We start from the raw sequence: 16,469 nt of genomic DNA on the forward strand, positions 1-16,469 counted from the left end.
GTCTTACTCCGCAGCTTCACGCACAATCAGTTGGATGGGCGTTGGGTTATAGGCATTACACGGATTATTCAGTTGTGGGCAATTTGAAATCAGCACAATCAAATCCATCTGTGCTTGAATTTCCACATATTTCCCTGCGGCTGAAATGCCATCATCAAATTTCAAATGACCATCTGCGGTAACAGGTACATTCATAAAGAAATTAATGTTCGGACCAATATGGCGCACATTTAAACCATGCTTTAATGCAACAGGATGCTTGGCTAAGGCATACATAAAATTATTGCGGCAGCTATGCATTGGGTAGGTGTCATGCGCATAACGAACCGTATTGCTTTCACATGAACATGCACCACCGAGTGTGTCATGCCGACCACAGTTGTCATCGTGAATCACGGCCATTGGACGTGCCAAATTACTGTATAACGTGGTGCCTTTTTCTAAATAAATCTGACGGTTCATCGCCAAGGTATCGGTTGCGCTATAGCGCTCTTCTGGGTTTTCAGCACTGATAAACAATGTATCGACGGCCTGATTTCCTTCTAAATCGATAATGCGGAAATATTGCCCTTGTTTAACCTCGCACATCCATGCTTCGCCCGCAGAACACACTTCACTTAATACTGTTTTTTCAAAATTTTGTAATACTGTCATGACTGTTCTCCCGTGTGATTAGCAAGCATCAGATAATGCGAAATAACGTGCATTGTTTTGAAATGCGCGCTGGTTTTGGGCACATGAATCACGACAAATATCATGCTCACTCAAAGGATTGGCTTTAAACAGAGACAGCTGAATGTCCGCAGGTTGATAGCGAGGATTTTGATCTAACGCATGCGGTGCAGCAGACAAGAACAGCAAACAGTCCATTTCAAAGCGCAGCTCAATCACCTGATCGGTATTGTCAGCAGTCACATAAGAGAGTTCGCCTGCATCGTTCGGCGCAACTTTGGAAAATAAATTCAAGGTGGCACTTAAGTCAGTTTGTCCTAAAGAACTCTTCACCATTTCCACCAATAAGCCATCCACCCCACTTTGATACATGGCATTGCGTGCAGATTGAAAGTTTTGCTGACCATATTGTGCTGCAATCTGTTCAGCACGGCTTGCACCACATAGCACGTCATTCCAGCCATGCTCATCCGTGACGATAGAAGCCATGACACGTCCAAGGTCTGAATACAGTACATGACCAACAGTTAAATACGCGGTATGTTGTCCCTTCAAACTGTCTGGCATGTTAAAGCGCTCCAGTTTATCGGCAGCATTAACACAGAACAGCGAAACATTGGCATGTTTCGAGCGTGCTTTAAAACGAAGAACCGCACCTTTTTGAATACGTCCCGACCAGTGATGCCCGCCCGGCAAAACCTCAGTCCAGAGAGTTTGATTATTATGATATTGCTGTAAGCCCATTGCTGTTACCTCTTCGGTGGATTCGCATGACCTCCCGGGCTTTTATCCCGCCGTGTAGTTCTCTCGAACCGTGAACTCTCGGTCTCGGACATACGCGCACGTATCGGAACCCTAGATCACTTTTTTTCATAGTCATGATTAAGCAAAGGCTGTGCCAATTTAGTATTACGATTTTTATCATCCGTAATACTGTTTTGAACAAAGATGAGGCAAAAGAAAGAAATTGGTACTTTTATGCACCACAAAAACAGCAATTTTAAAATTAATGATGAAAGGAAAGGATGATCTCTATTAACTCATTTCACAAATGTATTGCACACCATCACGTCCTTGGCGTTTTACTTCATATAAAGCCTGATCTGCCATCTTGAGCCAGTCGGTCGTCGAACCCGCTGCTGCCGCAGAAGAAATTCCAATACTGATACTCATGCGAAAATCTGGATTACTGGGTAATCGAAAATGGCGTACTTTGTCCAAAATGGTTTGAGACAATTGCATAATTTCCTGCGAGCTACTATCCAGTACAATTACCGCCAATTCATCGCCTCCAAATCGGGCTGGAATATCCTTAGTTTGAATCGATTCTCTTAGAATATTAGACAGCTCAATCAGTACATAATCCCCCATTTCATGACCATAGGTATCATTAATGTCCTTAAAATGATCCACATCTATCAACATTAAAAATGCCGTATGATTGCCGCGTTGAGTTTGTACAAAGGTACTGGCTAGACGCTGCTCGAACAAGCGGCGGTTGGGAATATGTAAGCGCGGATCCATCAAGGCAATCCGTTCAAATTGACGATTTTTCTGGCTTAAATTGGTTGATAATTTTCGAGACAAAATACTCAGTGCAATTAAATATAAAGTGGCTAATGGAATGGTCAGCCAAACGGTATGTGGACTAAAGGTGAGCGTCAAAGGCATGCCAACCAATAACCAAATGCCAAACAATGAAATAGTAAAGCCTAGAATTGAAGGCGCTAACAGTTTCCATCCGCCTGCGGCATAACGGTCTGCAATAAACACCGCCAGAATGATAAAAGATGGCATAGGACTTAAACCCATCACGCCAATCCATGCTCCACCAAACATGGTGTCTAAAATCAAACTGGTTTGTTCTGTTTTAACAGGATCACTTGAATTTTTACTAATTAGATAAGCCAAACTCGGCCAGATAAATGCATTCACCGCCAACAAAGTTAAATAGGTATTGCCATAATGCATGTCATGCAATACAGACAGAATAGGAAAAAAACACAAAATCGTTCCAAGCTGACGCATAACAAAAATTCGCTTGAGGAATTTTTTCGTTCGCGTTTGTAATAATTCTTCATCTGGAACGATGTAAGACATATTTAACCTAATGCTAAATGAGAATAATTTTCTATAATGTAGCAAATTTTACTCACTAATCTATCCCTCTAATTTAAAAAAAGTTGATATTTATCACTTTTTGAGAGTGCAACTCATTCTTATAATTTTATAAATACAATACCTTAAGTTTTAAGTTACAGTCTTATGAGCAAAGTCAATAAAAAAAGCACAAGTGCAAATCATCACACCTGTGCTTTTATTTTTTTCACAGTTAACGTTTTATCACACGCTTTCATTCTGCTCTTGTTTGGCTTTAAAGCGTGATAACGAAGTGACGGCAATGGCTGAAAGCACAATCCCCGGTGCACTTGCCATCAAGATACCTGTGGTTCCTAATCCTAATGCCAGAATCTTACCTGTCAGCAATGGTCCTGTCATTGCCCCTAACCGACCTAAAGAAATGGCGCTACCCACCCCAGTCACTTTGCCTGAGCCTGAGTAAAAGATTGGAGAAATACCGTAAAGGATCGATTGACCGCCCGTAGAGAAAATGCCGCCCAATACCCCTGCTATAACTAATACCGTAACCACTTTACTGGTAAACAGTAAACACAGTGCAATGAATAACCCTAAGTAAATAATCATAGCCATTTGCCATAATTTTAGACGGTCTAGCAAATAACCAAAACCCAAAGTCCCAATGACTGCACCAACTTGAAACACCAGCATGACTAAAAATGCTTGTTGCTTTTCTAAGCCTTGTTCCATCAGTAAGTTCGGTAACCAGCTAATTAAAATATAGTTCACCATTAAGGTAAAAAAGAAGCTGACCCAGAGCGGTAAAGTCTGTTTAAATTTTTGCTGTTGAAATAACACTTCTGTCATTGCAGGCACAGATGCTGTGTCTGTTTGCTCTGAAAGTACTGCTGGCTTCGGTTTATCTTTTAAAATAAATGCCATGAAGGGAATCAGGACCAATGGCGTTATTCCACCAATCAGGAACAGGGTTTGCCATGGAATATCTTTAAAATAAATCGCTAATCCTGCTACAAAGATTGCCCCAACAGGCAAACCACAATACATCAAACTGTTTAATTTTCCTCGGTTGGCTTCAGTCGCTTCATCACCCACCACTGAAATCATAGTCGGCATAGCGGCACCTAAACCCAGCCCCGTGAAAAAGCGCGCAAGATATAAAATTTCAATATTGGGTGCAACCGCACTAATGCTAAAAAATACCCCAAAAATCGCAATCGAGAGCATGAGTACTTTCTTTTGCCCTAAATAATCTGCAGCGCGTCCACCAAAGAATGCGCCAAACAGCATGCCAAATACACCAAGGCTAAACACATACCCCATTTGTACTTGGTCTAATCCAAAGGTTGCTGCGATTCCTTTTGCTACAATACCAGGTGCTTGTAGGTCAAAGCCTTCAAAAAATGCCACCCAGAAACACAAAAATACGGTTAGAAATTTCTGCATTTTTCCCGTGTTTGTTTGAGCCATAATTGATCTCCATTCAATAGTTTGCAAGTTGGCTAAAACTTGTGGGGCTATTTTGAAAGGTATCACTGGCGAGAAATAGCACGACAATGGTCGGGATTGCTTCAAGGTATACAACATCAAACCTATTAAATAAGAGTCTAACTCTATAATTAAATGGAAAAAGTAGACTTCACTAAATTTTATTATTATAAATTTCAATAATTTAAAATTAAGCTAGTTTTAGGCTATTGAACCATTAGAACTGACTATACTTATCAATTTTTATCTAAAATCATTAATACATTGCATCTCTTTATTTGCACTCTACTTTTATTATTCAAATTCATCGTATAATCGAATAAGTCATCAATTTTAATAACTTAAAGATAATGAGTTTTAACGTACAAGAAGTCGCACAGCTTTTAAAACAAGCAAAAGAAAATGAAAAACCTTATGTATTCTTTACTGGTGCTGGTTGCTCCGTGAAAGCAGATGTTCCAACTGCAACTGCACTCATTCAAGAGATTTGCAAAAAATTCCCAATCCAAGTCAAAAATATTGACCCTGAAAAAGACAAATATAATTACGGCAAGTATATGTCTGCTCTAGATAAAGACGAGCGAAGAAGACTACTTAAACCACATATCATCGACAATAAGAAAATTAATTGGTCGCATATTGCCCTCGCGTGTCTTATGCAAGGCGGATATATTCAACGTGTTCTCACCTTTAATTTTGACAGCATACTGTCACGTGCTTGTAATCTTCTTGGCTTACATCCTTCTATTTATGATTTTGCAACTGCTAACCCACATCTTTATCATTTGATTAACGATCCCTCTATTGTTCACCTACATGGACAAGGAACTGGTTTCGTCCAACTAAACACAGGCGAAGAAACAGAAAAACATACTGCCAAATTAGGAGAATTTATTGCAGCAACTTTAAACTCAAATCCGAGTTTATTTATTGGTTACAGTGGAAATGCAGATGCATTTTTTCCATTACTAGAAGAAAAATATTCAGAACAGCATCGCCTTATTTGGACAGGCACTAGGGAAACTTGTGATGATCTCGAAGCTGAAAGTGTTAAAACCTTTTTGAAGAAAAATAAAAATATTACGCATTATATTGGAAAAGTTTTTGCAGATGATTTTTTAATTCAGTTAGCAAAAGAACTTGAATGTTTTCCTCCAGAACTTTTTTCAAATCCGTATAGGTTCCTAGACCAACAACTTGAAAATATTCAATCCTACCCATTAGGGGATGGATTAGATATCCTTGCCAATCTAACTGGTTATCTTAAAGAACAAGCTGAAAAACCCGTAAATAAAAGCTTATATACCGCAGTCATCCATAAATATCCAAACAAAGAATCTACTGAAGGACTTGCTGAAAAAGCCATTGATGACATTATGTGGGCATATAATCAACAGGCTCAGTTATTAAATAATAACCATGAATATGAAAAAAGCTCTGACCTCTATATACAAGCTTTAAATATTAAATATGATCATCTTGGTTGTAATGCCAATTATAGCAATACTCTATTAGCCTTTGCTAAACAAGAAAAAAATGAACTTATCTTTCAAAGAGCTAATCAGCAATATGAGAATACATTAAAAATCCAATCAAATAACATCGATATTCTTGGTAATTATGGTATTTCACTGCAAGAGCTAGGAATATTAAAGCAAGATGAAATTTCACTCAAAAATAGTTGCAAACAATTTGAAAAAATTTTAGATATAGAGCCGAATCATGTATTGACTCTTAGATACTATGCAATTTCTTTATCACAACTTGCTCAATTAAAACAAGACGTAAGTTTTTTTGAAGCTGCTTGTATACAATATGAGAAATTACTAATAATTCAACCTGATCATGTTAATATTCTTAGTAACTATGCGATAACACTGTTGAAATATTCAATATTAAATTCAGATACTAGCTTAAATTCCCAAGCGAGTTCTTTTCTAGAAAAATCTTTATTATTAAATCCAAATGAAACTTATTATAATGCATCTTGTTATTATGCCCTATCCAATAATACTGAATCAGCTAAAAAATACTTACTTGAAGCTGAAAAAAATTCCACACTCCCTAGAAGTTCATTTAAACATTTATCAGATGATAAAGATCTAAATAATGTTCGATATGAACAATGGTTTATAGACCTTCTCAAGCGCCTAAAAGAAGAAGAAATAGCTGAAACTGCCTAAATAAAAAACCCGCTCTAAAGCGGGTTTTTTTCAAATCAAATTAGCTTAAGCCGATTTCTTGGTTTGTGCATTCTTACGAATCGTGATCATCACCAACTGTACTGCTGCTGGTGTCACACCAGGAATACGGCTAGCTTGTGCCAACGTATCTGGACGTACATCTTTCAGCTTTAAAGTAATTTCACGTGAAAGACCTGAAACCACATCATAGTTAAAGTCTGCTGGAATTTTGGTTTCTTCCAGACGCTTCATTTGTGCCACATCTTCATGCTGACGGTTAATATAACCTTCGTACTTCACCGCAATTTCAATTTGGTCACCTACTTGTGGTGACACTTCGGAACCAGTCAATTCTGCAATTTGAGCAAATGAAATATTTGGACGTTTTAACAGGTCAATCGCGCTACATTCTTTAGACAAGTCAGCACCTGTCATTTCAACAAACTTTTTACCCATTGGGTTGTTTGGTGCCGCCCAAAGATGCTGTAAACGACCTGTTTCTTTTTCAACAGCTTCCATTTTTTCACAGTAAGCCGCCCAACGAACATCATCCACCAAGCCCATTTCACGACCTACTGGCGTTAAACGTTGATCCGCATTGTCTTCACGCAACATCAAACGGTATTCCGCACGTGAAGTAAACATACGGTACGGTTCTTTTGTGCCCAATGTAATCAAGTCGTCAACCAAGACGCCCATGTACGCTTCATCACGTTTCGGCGTCCATTGTTCTTGATCCCACGCACGACGTGCAGCGTTTAGACCAGCCAATAGACCCTGTGCACCCGCTTCTTCATAACCTGTCGTACCATTAATCTGACCTGCGAAATACAGGTTGTTAATTGCCTTGGTTTCTAAAGTAAATTTAAGTGCTTGCGGGTTGAAATAGTCATATTCAATCGCATAACCAGGACGCAAAATATGCGCATTCTCCATACCACGAATTGAACGTACCAATTCAAATTGCACATCAAATGGTAAAGAGGTCGAAATACCATTTGGATAAAGCTCGTGTGTATCTAAACCTTCTGGCTCTAAGAATACTTGGTGCGAATCTTTATCTGAGAAACGGTGAATTTTATCTTCAATCGATGGACAGTAACGCGGACCAACACCTTCAATCACACCAGTGTACATTGGTGAACGGTCTAAACCGCCACGAATAATGTCATGAGTTTTTTCATTGGTATGAGTGATATAACAGTTCACTTGTTCAGGGTGCATAGAGGCGTCACCCATAAACGACATCACTGGAGATGGAAAATCACCTGGTTGTGGCGTCATCACAGAGAAGTCTACTGAACGTGCATCAATACGTGGTGGTGTACCTGTTTTTAAACGACCTACAGGAAGATTTAATTCACGTAAACGTGCTGCAAGCGCAATAGAAGGAGGATCACCTGCACGACCACCGCTCGATTTTTCCAAACCAACGTGAATCACGCCACCCAAGAATGTACCTGTAGTCAGTACAACCGTTTTCGCATCAAAGCGAATACCCATTTGCGTTACCACACCTTTAACGGTATCGCCTTCTACAATCAGGTCATCAGCCGCTTGCTGGAAAATATCCAAATTGGCTTGGTTTTCTAAAGTCTCGCGAATTGCAGCTTTATAACGCACACGGTCAGCCTGCGCACGTGTTGCACGTACTGCTGCACCTTTACGCGAGTTCAGAATACGGAACTGAATACCACCTTTATCGGCAGCCAATGCCATTGCACCGCCTAAGGCATCAATTTCACGAACGAGATGTGATTTACCAATACCACCAATGGCTGGGTTACAGCTCATCTGCCCTAAAGTCTCAATGTTATGAGTCAAGAGTAAAGTCTGTCGACCCATACGCGCTGCAGCAAGCGCTGCTTCCGTACCTGCGTGACCGCCACCGATAACAATGACATCGTAAACTTTAGGATAATGCATAGTGGTATAGAGAGAAGTAAAAAGAATGACAGAACATTATATCAAATTTTGCTGGATAAGTTGACTAAGCGAGTCAATTTTATTTTTAAACCTTCCAACTTCTATGTTGCATATCACTACATAAACACTATTGATTCGTCTAACAATTAAGCAATTAAACACAAATTCTCAGCACTTTTTACCTGATTTACACTGTTTTATTTTGGTTATTTTTTATGCTATTAACTAGTAGCATTCAAATAAAGGAACAAGGTATACATCATGAATAAGAATATTCTACTCTCTGCTGTTCTCTGCGGCTTATGTCTCGCGCCATTTGCAACCCAAGCAAATGATAAAGTTGAAACCACCTACAACGCACAAAAATACATGCAACTTTGTAAAGGTAAGTCTCAAGGCACTTGGGTGAGTTTTGCCTACCGCGGAATTATTTGGAATGGTACCTGCGAACCACAGTTTTTTAGCATGAATAAAGCCGTCAAAGGCAATGAAACCGAATTAATGACTGCATGTCAAATGGATATGGCAACCAAATCTGTCATGATCAATGGTATGGAAGTCAAAGGTAAATGCGCACTTGGCTTTACCGCACCATATCCTAAATAAATACTGCTCTCTCCAGAGTTACTCTCCACAAAGTGGTCATCGGTTTTTCACCTATGACCGCTTAATTTTATATTCATTGTACTATTTAAAATTAAATCACTTTAAAGATGATTAGTATGCAGGGACAGTGAGATGAGATTTCTCTCATCTCCCCAAAATCTTCATATATAGTTAATAAAATTGATATAGTTAGCAGCTCATACCTCTTTGAAATGATGCTGGGCTGAGTGACAGTGATATGAAGAATTCTAGTTTTTTTAAAAGGATTTTGTAGCGTAGTCTATGGATGTACAACAGCATCATGGAATATTCATTATTTTTCGATAAAATTCTCAATCTTTTCCCTTTACCCCTATTTGTAGTTAGCTATTTTAAATGTCCGGCTTCCTCCCTAACTCACTATCCTCCTCAATAAAGATAATGATCAAATCAATTCAAGAACCATACAGTCACGATTTACCGTCATTTTGAGCACAATTTGCACTTGCTAAATCTATAAATATCTAATTTTGAAGATAATATGCATTACTAAGCGACCACTCTTAAAATCTGTATAAATTTAAATACTGTCCATTAATCATTTAAAAATAATTACTTATAGAAATGACATAAGTCTCAATAAAAATGAGTATTGAATAAAGCGTGTCTTTCATCACATTAACCAGCAAAAATCGCAAAATGGATATCCACTCTCTATCCAGCATAGCACTGCGCATAAATGTCATTTGCAATTGATTTGAATTGATTATGATCAAAGGAATTGTGTATCGCTGAGAGCGAAAGACTCTCACAACAACACCTCACACAATCTCAATCATAAAAACTCAGGATCGGGTTTGACTGATTTTAAAAATTATATTGATTTAACAATAGGAATAAAGAATGGATGCTGGATTGATTACCGTTGTTTTACCATTGGCACTAGGAATAGTCATGATGGGTTTAGGGTTAGAACTCACTCCCAAAGATTTCGCACGTGTCACACAACAACCTAAAGCTGTACTAATTTCACTGTTTAGCCAACTTTTCTTGCTGGTCGGTGTTGCCTTCCTGCTCTGTAAACTCTTTGCTCTACCACCACTTCTTGCAGTAGGCTTAATGTTACTCGCTGCATCACCTGGTGGTAGTACGGCTAACTTATTCAGCTATTTATTCAAAGGCGATGTCGCCTTAAATATTACCCTCACCGCTATTAACTCTGTTTTGGCCGCAGTAACCTTGCCATTAATAGTCAATTTCTCGATCAATCATTTTATGAGTGACGGGCAACAAGTAAGCTTACAGTTTAGTAAAATTATTCAGGTTTTTAGCATTATTATCGTGCCTGTTTGCATCGGCATGCTCATTCGTCATTTTGCGCCGAATTTCACCCATAAAATGAACAAGCCTGTTCGTATCTTTGCTGTCGTATTCTTGATTCTGATTATTATCGCTGCCTTTATTAAAGAACGCTCAAACATCATGGAATACTTTACCCAAATTGGTGCAGTAACCATTCTTTTCTGTATCATCAGTTTATCTATCGGCTACTTTGTACCACGTTTGATGGGCGTGCATACCACTCAGGCGCGTGCCTGTGCCTTTGAAATTGGCATCCATAACGGCACCTTAGCCATAACCATTGCACTAACAGTTTTAGACAATACCACTATATCTATTCCAGCAGCCGTATATTCATTATTTATGTATTTCATCGCCGCTGGTTTTGGCATGTTATTGAATAAATTTGATCGTACCGCAGCACCTGTCAGTAACTCACTCAAACTTGAATCTTAATTGCAAATGAGAGGATGCTTCGGCATCCTTTTTTACAGTTGCATGAAAGTGTAGCTGTCTGGACTGCACTCCGCTACAATGGGCGTTTTAGAAAAGCAAAGTTTGGGTTCTCTCCGTGAAGTGGTTACAAATTCATATTACTGTTGATCAAGCACAAGTCGATTTTACAGAAACATTATTAAGTTCTTTGGGCGCAGTAAGCGTGACTTTGGACGATGCTGAAAATCAAGACTTACTTGAGCCACTTCCAGGCGAAACACCGCTTTGGAATAAAGTCATTGTGACAGGCATCTATGCCCAAGAAGAAAACGAAGAAATTGATGTCGCGGCATTAGAAACCTTCATTCGCACCCAAATGCCCGATGCACCGATGCGTAGCGAATTCTTGGAAGATCAAGTTTGGGAAAGATCTTGGATGGACTACTACGAGCCAATTCAAATTGGTGAAAAATTCTGGATCGTGCCTGAATGGTTAGAACCACCTGAAGCGGATGCAGTCAACATTAAACTCGACCCAGGTTTGGCTTTTGGTACAGGTAATCACGCAAGTACTTTCTTATGCTTACAATGGCTTGGCAAAACTGACCTGAAAGATAAAATCGTCATCGACTACGGTTGTGGTTCAGGCATCCTTGGGGTTGCAGCCTTACTTTTAGGCGCGAAAAAAGTTTATGCAACAGATATTGATCCACAAGCTATTTTGGCAACCCAACAAAATGCTGATTTAAATGGTGTACTCGACAAGATTTTTGTGGGCTTACCAGATGAATTCAATGAAACTTTCGGCAGCCAAAAAGCAGATGTTTTGGTTGCAAATATTTTAGCAGGTCCACTGATGGCACTTGCACCAGAGTTTGCAACTTTAACCAAATTTGATGCGGAGTTTGCACTTGCAGGCGTAATCGAAGAGCAAGTTTCTGATGTTTCTAGTATTTACTCAGAATTTTTTGATATATTAGACGTCGAGAAACGTGAAGAAAACTGGTGCCGTATTTCAGGCAAACGCCATAAAGTCTAACTATCTAAATTAAAAAACTATGAGTGAAAAGCAAACCAGCTGTCCTGAGTGCCTAACAATATATCGAGTCTCTGTGGCTCAACTCACTGTTGCTCAGGGCATGGTTTGTTGCCCAAAGTGTTCCACGACCTTTAATGCTTTAACGTATTTGGTCAATCAGCCCTTCGGTCAGCTCGCAACTTCCCCTTCTTCAGACGATCATTTCGATACACATTCTCAGAACGAAGATTATCGTCCGCAAATGACCAGTATTGCTTTTGATCACTCTTTATCAAATCGTCAGCAGCTCCTCGAAATTTTTGACCGGAAAATTGAACACTCCAACATTGATTTAAAGACCTACTTAAACAACCTTAATTATTTTAGTACCGACCCGATTGGTAACTTCCCTGCACTTAACTTGGCAGACAAAGATGTTGAGCGCAAACCACGTAGTCCTGCCTACTATGTAATGTGGGGTATGATTAATGTTGCTTTAATTCTTTTATTGTTATTCCAATTCTTTTGGTTTAATCCACATTACTTAAGAAGCAGTCCAGCTTTGGCAGCCAGTTTTAACCAAGTTTGTGCATTATTTAAATGCGAATTCTTGCAAGAAAACTATAGCCAGCTTGCCATCAACAAAGTTAAAGTCAAACGGATTGGTAAAAAAGAGACCCTATTTACAGGTGAATTGGTCAATTCACATGACAAAAGCCTACCTTTACCTATTATTAAAGTTATTTTAAAAGATCAAGGTGTAGAAACAGGCAGCTATAGCCTACATCCAAATGAATATTTGGCGGACAGCTTAGTCGGTATTCAACGTATTCCACAAAAAAGACCATTTAAAATCCATTTTGAGCTTCCTGTCGACCGAAAAAGCTTTGATGACTATCGTTTAGAAATCATTGGACCTTAAAAAAAGTAAAAACTACAAAAAAAGTAAAAAAAAAGTAAAAAAAAAGTAAAAAAAATGCAGTTTTCTTGCTCACTTTTTCTAAGACAATGGTATCATACGCGCCACGAAAGCTTTGTGCTGCAAACTCCTCGCTAAATTTCACAACAACTACTAGTTTTGCCAATGCGCTTTATTCCAGATAATGCGTAGGGTATCTATTTTTTGTTTTGATTTGATCTGTAACAAATATTAAATTATTGTTACGTATGTTTTTTGATCAATCTAGCTAAGTTGTGGCAAGCTAAATGTACGAGTTTTAGAACTCCTCGTTTTAGGATCTAAAACGGAGTTCATTTATTTTTATAGACAACATTAATATACCGCTTTACCCAAGTGGTATCTGATTTTTCGGATTAATTCGCATGAATAGCAAATCTCCTATTTTTACTGCACAATCTGATGTTGCTCTACGTATTCACGTAGATCGCGCAGTTCGCCATTACTTTGCTCAATTGCAAGGCGAGCAACCTTCTCAGGTATATGACATGGTGCTAGCAGAAATGGAGAAACCTCTTTTATCTGTAGTTCTTGAGTATACACGTGGTAACCAAACGCGTGCTGCTGAGATCCTAGGACTGAACCGTGGTACTTTACGTAAAAAGTTGAAAGCTCACGGTTTAATGAGTGAATAAATGATAAAATGCTTGCGGCTTCCGCGGGCATTTTTTTTACCTGCTATTTTAGCTTTTTTGTTTTAATTCTTGATAACTGTGACGAAGATCATGACCATTAAACGCGCGTTAATCTCTGTTTCCGATAAAACTGGCATTGTTGAGTTCGCTCAAAACCTTTCTGCTCTAGGGGTAGAAATTTTATCAACAGGCGGTACATATAAGTTGCTTAAAGACAACAATATCGCAGTTGTTGAAGTTTCAGAGCACACTGGTTTCCCAGAAATGATGGATGGTCGTGTAAAAACTTTACATCCGAAAATTCATGGCGGTATCTTGGCTCGTCGTGGTCTAGATGAAGCTGTAATGACTGAACACAACATCGACGCGATTGACTTGGTAGTTGTGAACCTTTATCCATTTGCTGCAACAGTAGCAAAACCAAACTGTTCACTTGCAGATGCAATTGAGAACATCGATATCGGTGGTCCAACGATGGTTCGCGCTGCTGCGAAAAACCATGCTTCTGTCGGTATTGTGGTAAATGCTTATGACTATGACACAGTTGTAGCCGAGCTTAAAGCAAATGGCGCGTTGTCTTATGAAACTCGTTTTGATTTAGCAGTAAAAGCTTTCGAACACACTGCTCAGTACGACGGTATGATCGCTTCTTACCTTGGTGCCCGCGTAGGTAAAGCTGAAGGTAAAGCGGATAAATTTGCTCGCACTTTCAATACACAATTGAATAAAGCACAAGATTTACGTTACGGTGAAAACCCACACCAAGCTGCAGCGTTCTATGTCGATCCTGCTGCAACTGAAGCCTCTGTTTCAACTGCAAAGCAGCTTCAAGGTAAAGAACTCTCTTATAACAACATCGCGGATACTGATGCTGCTCTAGAATGCGTAAAATCATTCGCCAAACCAGCCTGCGTCATTGTGAAACATGCCAACCCATGTGGCGTTGCAGTTTCATTAGATGGCATTCAAGCAGCTTATGATCTTGCGTATGCAACTGACCCTGAATCTGCTTTCGGTGGCATTATTGCATTCAACCGTGAACTTGATGTTGCAACTGCACAAGCAATTGTTGACCGTCAATTCGTTGAAGTGATCATTGCACCAAGTATTGCTGAAGGCGTACTTGAAGTGACTGGCGCGAAGAAAAATGTTCGTGTTCTAGTATGTGGTGAATTCCCTGCAATTGATGAACGTGCTGCACAACTCGACTACAAACGTGTAAACGGTGGTTTATTGGTTCAAGATCAAGACTTGGGCATGATCACGAAAGATGATCTAAAAGTTGTGACGAAGCGTGCACCGACTGAACAAGAAATTGACGACCTAATTTTTGCTTGGAAAGTTGCAAAATATGTGAAATCAAATGCGATTGTTTATGCGAAAAACCGTCAGACGATTGGTGTGGGCGCAGGTCAAATGAGCCGCGTAAACTCAGCTCGTATTGCAGCCATTAAAGCTGAACATGCTGGTTTAGTGGTTGAAGGTGCAGTAATGGCATCTGACGCATTCTTCCCATTCCGTGATGGTATTGATAATGCTGCGAAAGCGGGCATTAAATGCATTATCCAACCAGGTGGTTCAATGCGTGATGAAGAAACAATTGCTGCTGCTGATGAAGCAGGTATTGCAATGGTCTTCACTGGTATGCGTCATTTCCGTCATTAATTTCGGATTTTGACTGCAATGACTTTGTCATTCGTATCAATTCAAACAGATTTCTAAATCTTGCATAAAGTCTTCGGCATTTCAGCGGAAGACTTTATGTCATTTCGATTCATGGAGTATGAACCGATGAATATTTTAGTTTTGGGTAGCGGCGGTCGTGAACATGCATTGTCATGGAAAATCGCTCAAGATGAAAAAGTTGCCAAAGTATTCGTTGCCCCAGGTAACGCAGGTACAGCAACTGAAAATAAATGCGAAAACGTTGCTTTAGATATTCAAAACAATCCTGCAATTATTGAATTTGCTAAAAATAATGCGGTGGATTTAATTATTGTTGGCCCAGAAGCGCCATTAGTAAACGGTGTTGTTGATGCTTGCCGTGAAGCAGGATTAAAAATTTGGGGTCCAACTCAATTTGCTGCACAGTTAGAAGGCTCAAAGGCATTCGCTAAGCACTTCTTAAAGCGCCACAACATTCCAACTGCATTTTACGATGTATTCACTGAAGTTGATGCTGCAAAAGCTTATGTTGCAGAACATGGTGCACCAATTGTGATTAAGGCAGACGGTCTGGCCGCGGGCAAAGGTGTGATCGTTGCAATGAGCAATGAAGAAGCATTTGCTGCGATTGATGACATGCTGGCAGGTAACAAGTTTGGTGATGCTGGTTCACGTGTTGTAATCGAGCAATTCCTTGCAGGTGAAGAAGCTTCTTTCATTTGTATGATCGATGGCGACAACATCTTGCCAATGGCGACTTCACAAGATCACAAACGTATCTTTGAAGGTGACCAAGGTCCAAACACAGGTGGTATGGGTGCTTACTCTCCTGCTCCTGTTGTTACCAGCGAAGTATTTGAGCGCGTTATGACTGAAGTCATGCGCCCAACTGTTGAAGGCATGAAAAAAGATGGTCATGTCTACACAGGCTTCTTGTATGCTGGTTTAATGATTGATGAACAAGGTCAACCACGTGTGATCGAGTTCAACTGTCGTTTTGGTGATCCTGAAACTCAACCTATTATGATGCGTTTAAAATCTTCATTGGTTGATTTAGTTGAAGCTGGTATTGTGGGCAATCTTCCAGCAGAAGCCGAGTGGGATCAGCGTAAAACTGTAGGTATCGTACTTGCATCTAAAGGCTACCCTGAAACTTCAAGCAAAGATGATGTGATTTCTGGTTTAGATACTGAAATGACTGATGCAAAAGTATTCCACGCGGGTACAGCAACCAATGCCAATGGCGAAATTGTGACTGCGGGTGGTCGTGTACTTTGCGTAACTGCATTGGGTAACACCATTGGTGAAGCACAAGCCAAAGCCTTAGAACTTTGTGAAAAAGTGACGTTTGATGGTGTTCAATATCGTAAAGATATTGGTTACCGTGCCATTGCGCGTGAAAATGCATAATACGCATTAAAACGACCCAAAAAACCCGCAAAATCTTGCGGGTTTTTTTAATTTTA

General features: G+C 39.6%; 13 protein-coding genes and 1 riboswitch. Of the genes, 8 read left to right on the plus strand and 5 right to left on the minus strand.

The window, feature by feature from the left end:
* Positions 1-3: 3 nt before the first annotated feature.
* The 4 genes from MKI85_RS01890 to mhpT all read right to left on the minus strand — a co-directional run bounded on the left by MKI85_RS01890 (position 4) and on the right by mhpT (position 4,239).
* Positions 4-654 carry an urea amidolyase associated protein UAAP2 gene (locus MKI85_RS01890; RefSeq protein ID WP_241624472.1) on the minus strand — a complete coding sequence of 217 codons (651 nt, stop codon included), beginning with the start codon at positions 652-654 and terminating at the stop codon, positions 4-6.
* Between the two features lie 18 nt (positions 655-672).
* A complete protein-coding gene (locus MKI85_RS01895) occupies positions 673-1,416 on the minus strand; it encodes an urea amidolyase associated protein UAAP1 (RefSeq protein WP_241624474.1) in 744 nt (247 codons plus the stop codon).
* A gap of 29 nt (positions 1,417-1,445) precedes the next feature.
* Positions 1,446-1,542, minus strand: a riboswitch (guanidine-I (ykkC/yxkD leader).
* 165 nt (positions 1,543-1,707) lie between these two features.
* The gene (locus tag MKI85_RS01900) at positions 1,708-2,772 is read right to left on the minus strand and encodes a diguanylate cyclase (protein ID WP_241624476.1); all 1,065 of its coding nucleotides are present in this window, start codon (positions 2,770-2,772) and stop codon (positions 1,708-1,710) included.
* Between the two features lie 243 nt (positions 2,773-3,015).
* A complete protein-coding gene (mhpT, locus tag MKI85_RS01905; protein ID WP_241624478.1) occupies positions 3,016-4,239 on the minus strand; it encodes a 3-(3-hydroxy-phenyl)propionate transporter MhpT in 1,224 nt (407 codons plus the stop codon).
* Between the two features lie 368 nt (positions 4,240-4,607).
* On the opposite strand from mhpT, the gene MKI85_RS01910 reads away from it, so the two are divergent.
* Positions 4,608-6,440 carry an SIR2 family protein gene (locus tag MKI85_RS01910; RefSeq protein ID WP_241624479.1) on the plus strand — a complete coding sequence of 611 codons (1,833 nt, stop codon included), beginning with the start codon at positions 4,608-4,610 and terminating at the stop codon, positions 6,438-6,440.
* A 45-nt stretch (positions 6,441-6,485) separates the two neighbouring features.
* On the opposite strand, the gene mnmG is transcribed toward MKI85_RS01910, so the two are convergent.
* Positions 6,486-8,366 carry a tRNA uridine-5-carboxymethylaminomethyl(34) synthesis enzyme MnmG gene (gene mnmG, locus MKI85_RS01915; protein WP_241624481.1) on the minus strand — a complete coding sequence of 627 codons (1,881 nt, stop codon included), beginning with the start codon at positions 8,364-8,366 and terminating at the stop codon, positions 6,486-6,488.
* Between the two features lie 261 nt (positions 8,367-8,627).
* Between mnmG and MKI85_RS01920 the strand changes: the two genes are divergently transcribed.
* From MKI85_RS01920 to purD, 7 genes are all read left to right on the plus strand, one after another.
* Complete coding sequence (locus MKI85_RS01920; RefSeq protein WP_241624483.1) at positions 8,628-8,972, plus strand: hypothetical protein; 345 nt, start codon at positions 8,628-8,630, stop codon at positions 8,970-8,972.
* A gap of 882 nt (positions 8,973-9,854) precedes the next feature.
* Positions 9,855-10,748 (plus strand): bile acid:sodium symporter family protein, encoded by an 894-nt coding sequence (locus MKI85_RS01925; protein ID WP_241624485.1) that lies wholly within the window; start codon positions 9,855-9,857, stop codon positions 10,746-10,748.
* Between the two features lie 115 nt (positions 10,749-10,863).
* Entirely contained in the window at positions 10,864-11,766 is a 903-nt protein-coding gene (gene prmA, locus MKI85_RS01930; RefSeq protein ID WP_241624487.1) for a 50S ribosomal protein L11 methyltransferase, read from the plus strand.
* A 19-nt stretch (positions 11,767-11,785) separates the two neighbouring features.
* A complete protein-coding gene (locus MKI85_RS01935; RefSeq protein WP_241624489.1) occupies positions 11,786-12,667 on the plus strand; it encodes a DUF3426 domain-containing protein in 882 nt (293 codons plus the stop codon).
* Between the two features lie 401 nt (positions 12,668-13,068).
* Positions 13,069-13,338, plus strand: a complete 270-nt coding sequence (gene fis, locus MKI85_RS01940; RefSeq protein WP_001086304.1) for a DNA-binding transcriptional regulator Fis — start codon at positions 13,069-13,071, stop codon at positions 13,336-13,338.
* Between the two features lie 90 nt (positions 13,339-13,428).
* A complete protein-coding gene (gene purH, locus MKI85_RS01945) occupies positions 13,429-15,003 on the plus strand; it encodes a bifunctional phosphoribosylaminoimidazolecarboxamide formyltransferase/IMP cyclohydrolase (protein ID WP_241624491.1) in 1,575 nt (524 codons plus the stop codon).
* Positions 15,004-15,129: 126 nt separating this feature from the next.
* Positions 15,130-16,413 carry a phosphoribosylamine--glycine ligase gene (purD, locus tag MKI85_RS01950; RefSeq protein WP_241624493.1) on the plus strand — a complete coding sequence of 428 codons (1,284 nt, stop codon included), beginning with the start codon at positions 15,130-15,132 and terminating at the stop codon, positions 16,411-16,413.
* Positions 16,414-16,469: the final 56 nt, after the last annotated feature.

Source organism: Acinetobacter zhairuonensis (genome assembly GCF_022601715.1).
Lineage (GTDB): Bacteria > Pseudomonadota > Gammaproteobacteria > Pseudomonadales > Moraxellaceae > Acinetobacter.

Coding starts and splice junctions, on each gene's coding strand:
- MKI85_RS01890 (WP_241624472.1), bottom strand. CDS start 654: ATGACAGTATTACAAAATTTTGAAAAAACAGTATTAAGTGAAGTGTGT.
- MKI85_RS01895 (WP_241624474.1), bottom strand. CDS start 1,416: ATGGGCTTACAGCAATATCATAATAATCAAACTCTCTGGACTGAGGTT.
- MKI85_RS01900 (WP_241624476.1), bottom strand. CDS start 2,772: ATGTCTTACATCGTTCCAGATGAAGAATTATTACAAACGCGAACGAAA.
- mhpT (WP_241624478.1), bottom strand. CDS start 4,239: ATGGCTCAAACAAACACGGGAAAAATGCAGAAATTTCTAACCGTATTT.
- MKI85_RS01910 (WP_241624479.1), top strand. CDS start 4,608: ATGAGTTTTAACGTACAAGAAGTCGCACAGCTTTTAAAACAAGCAAAA.
- mnmG (WP_241624481.1), bottom strand. CDS start 8,366: ATGCATTATCCTAAAGTTTACGATGTCATTGTTATCGGTGGCGGTCAC.
- MKI85_RS01920 (WP_241624483.1), top strand. CDS start 8,628: ATGAATAAGAATATTCTACTCTCTGCTGTTCTCTGCGGCTTATGTCTC.
- MKI85_RS01925 (WP_241624485.1), top strand. CDS start 9,855: ATGGATGCTGGATTGATTACCGTTGTTTTACCATTGGCACTAGGAATA.
- MKI85_RS01935 (WP_241624489.1), top strand. CDS start 11,786: ATGAGTGAAAAGCAAACCAGCTGTCCTGAGTGCCTAACAATATATCGA.
- fis (WP_001086304.1), top strand. CDS start 13,069: ATGAATAGCAAATCTCCTATTTTTACTGCACAATCTGATGTTGCTCTA.
- purH (WP_241624491.1), top strand. CDS start 13,429: ATGACCATTAAACGCGCGTTAATCTCTGTTTCCGATAAAACTGGCATT.
- purD (WP_241624493.1), top strand. CDS start 15,130: ATGAATATTTTAGTTTTGGGTAGCGGCGGTCGTGAACATGCATTGTCA.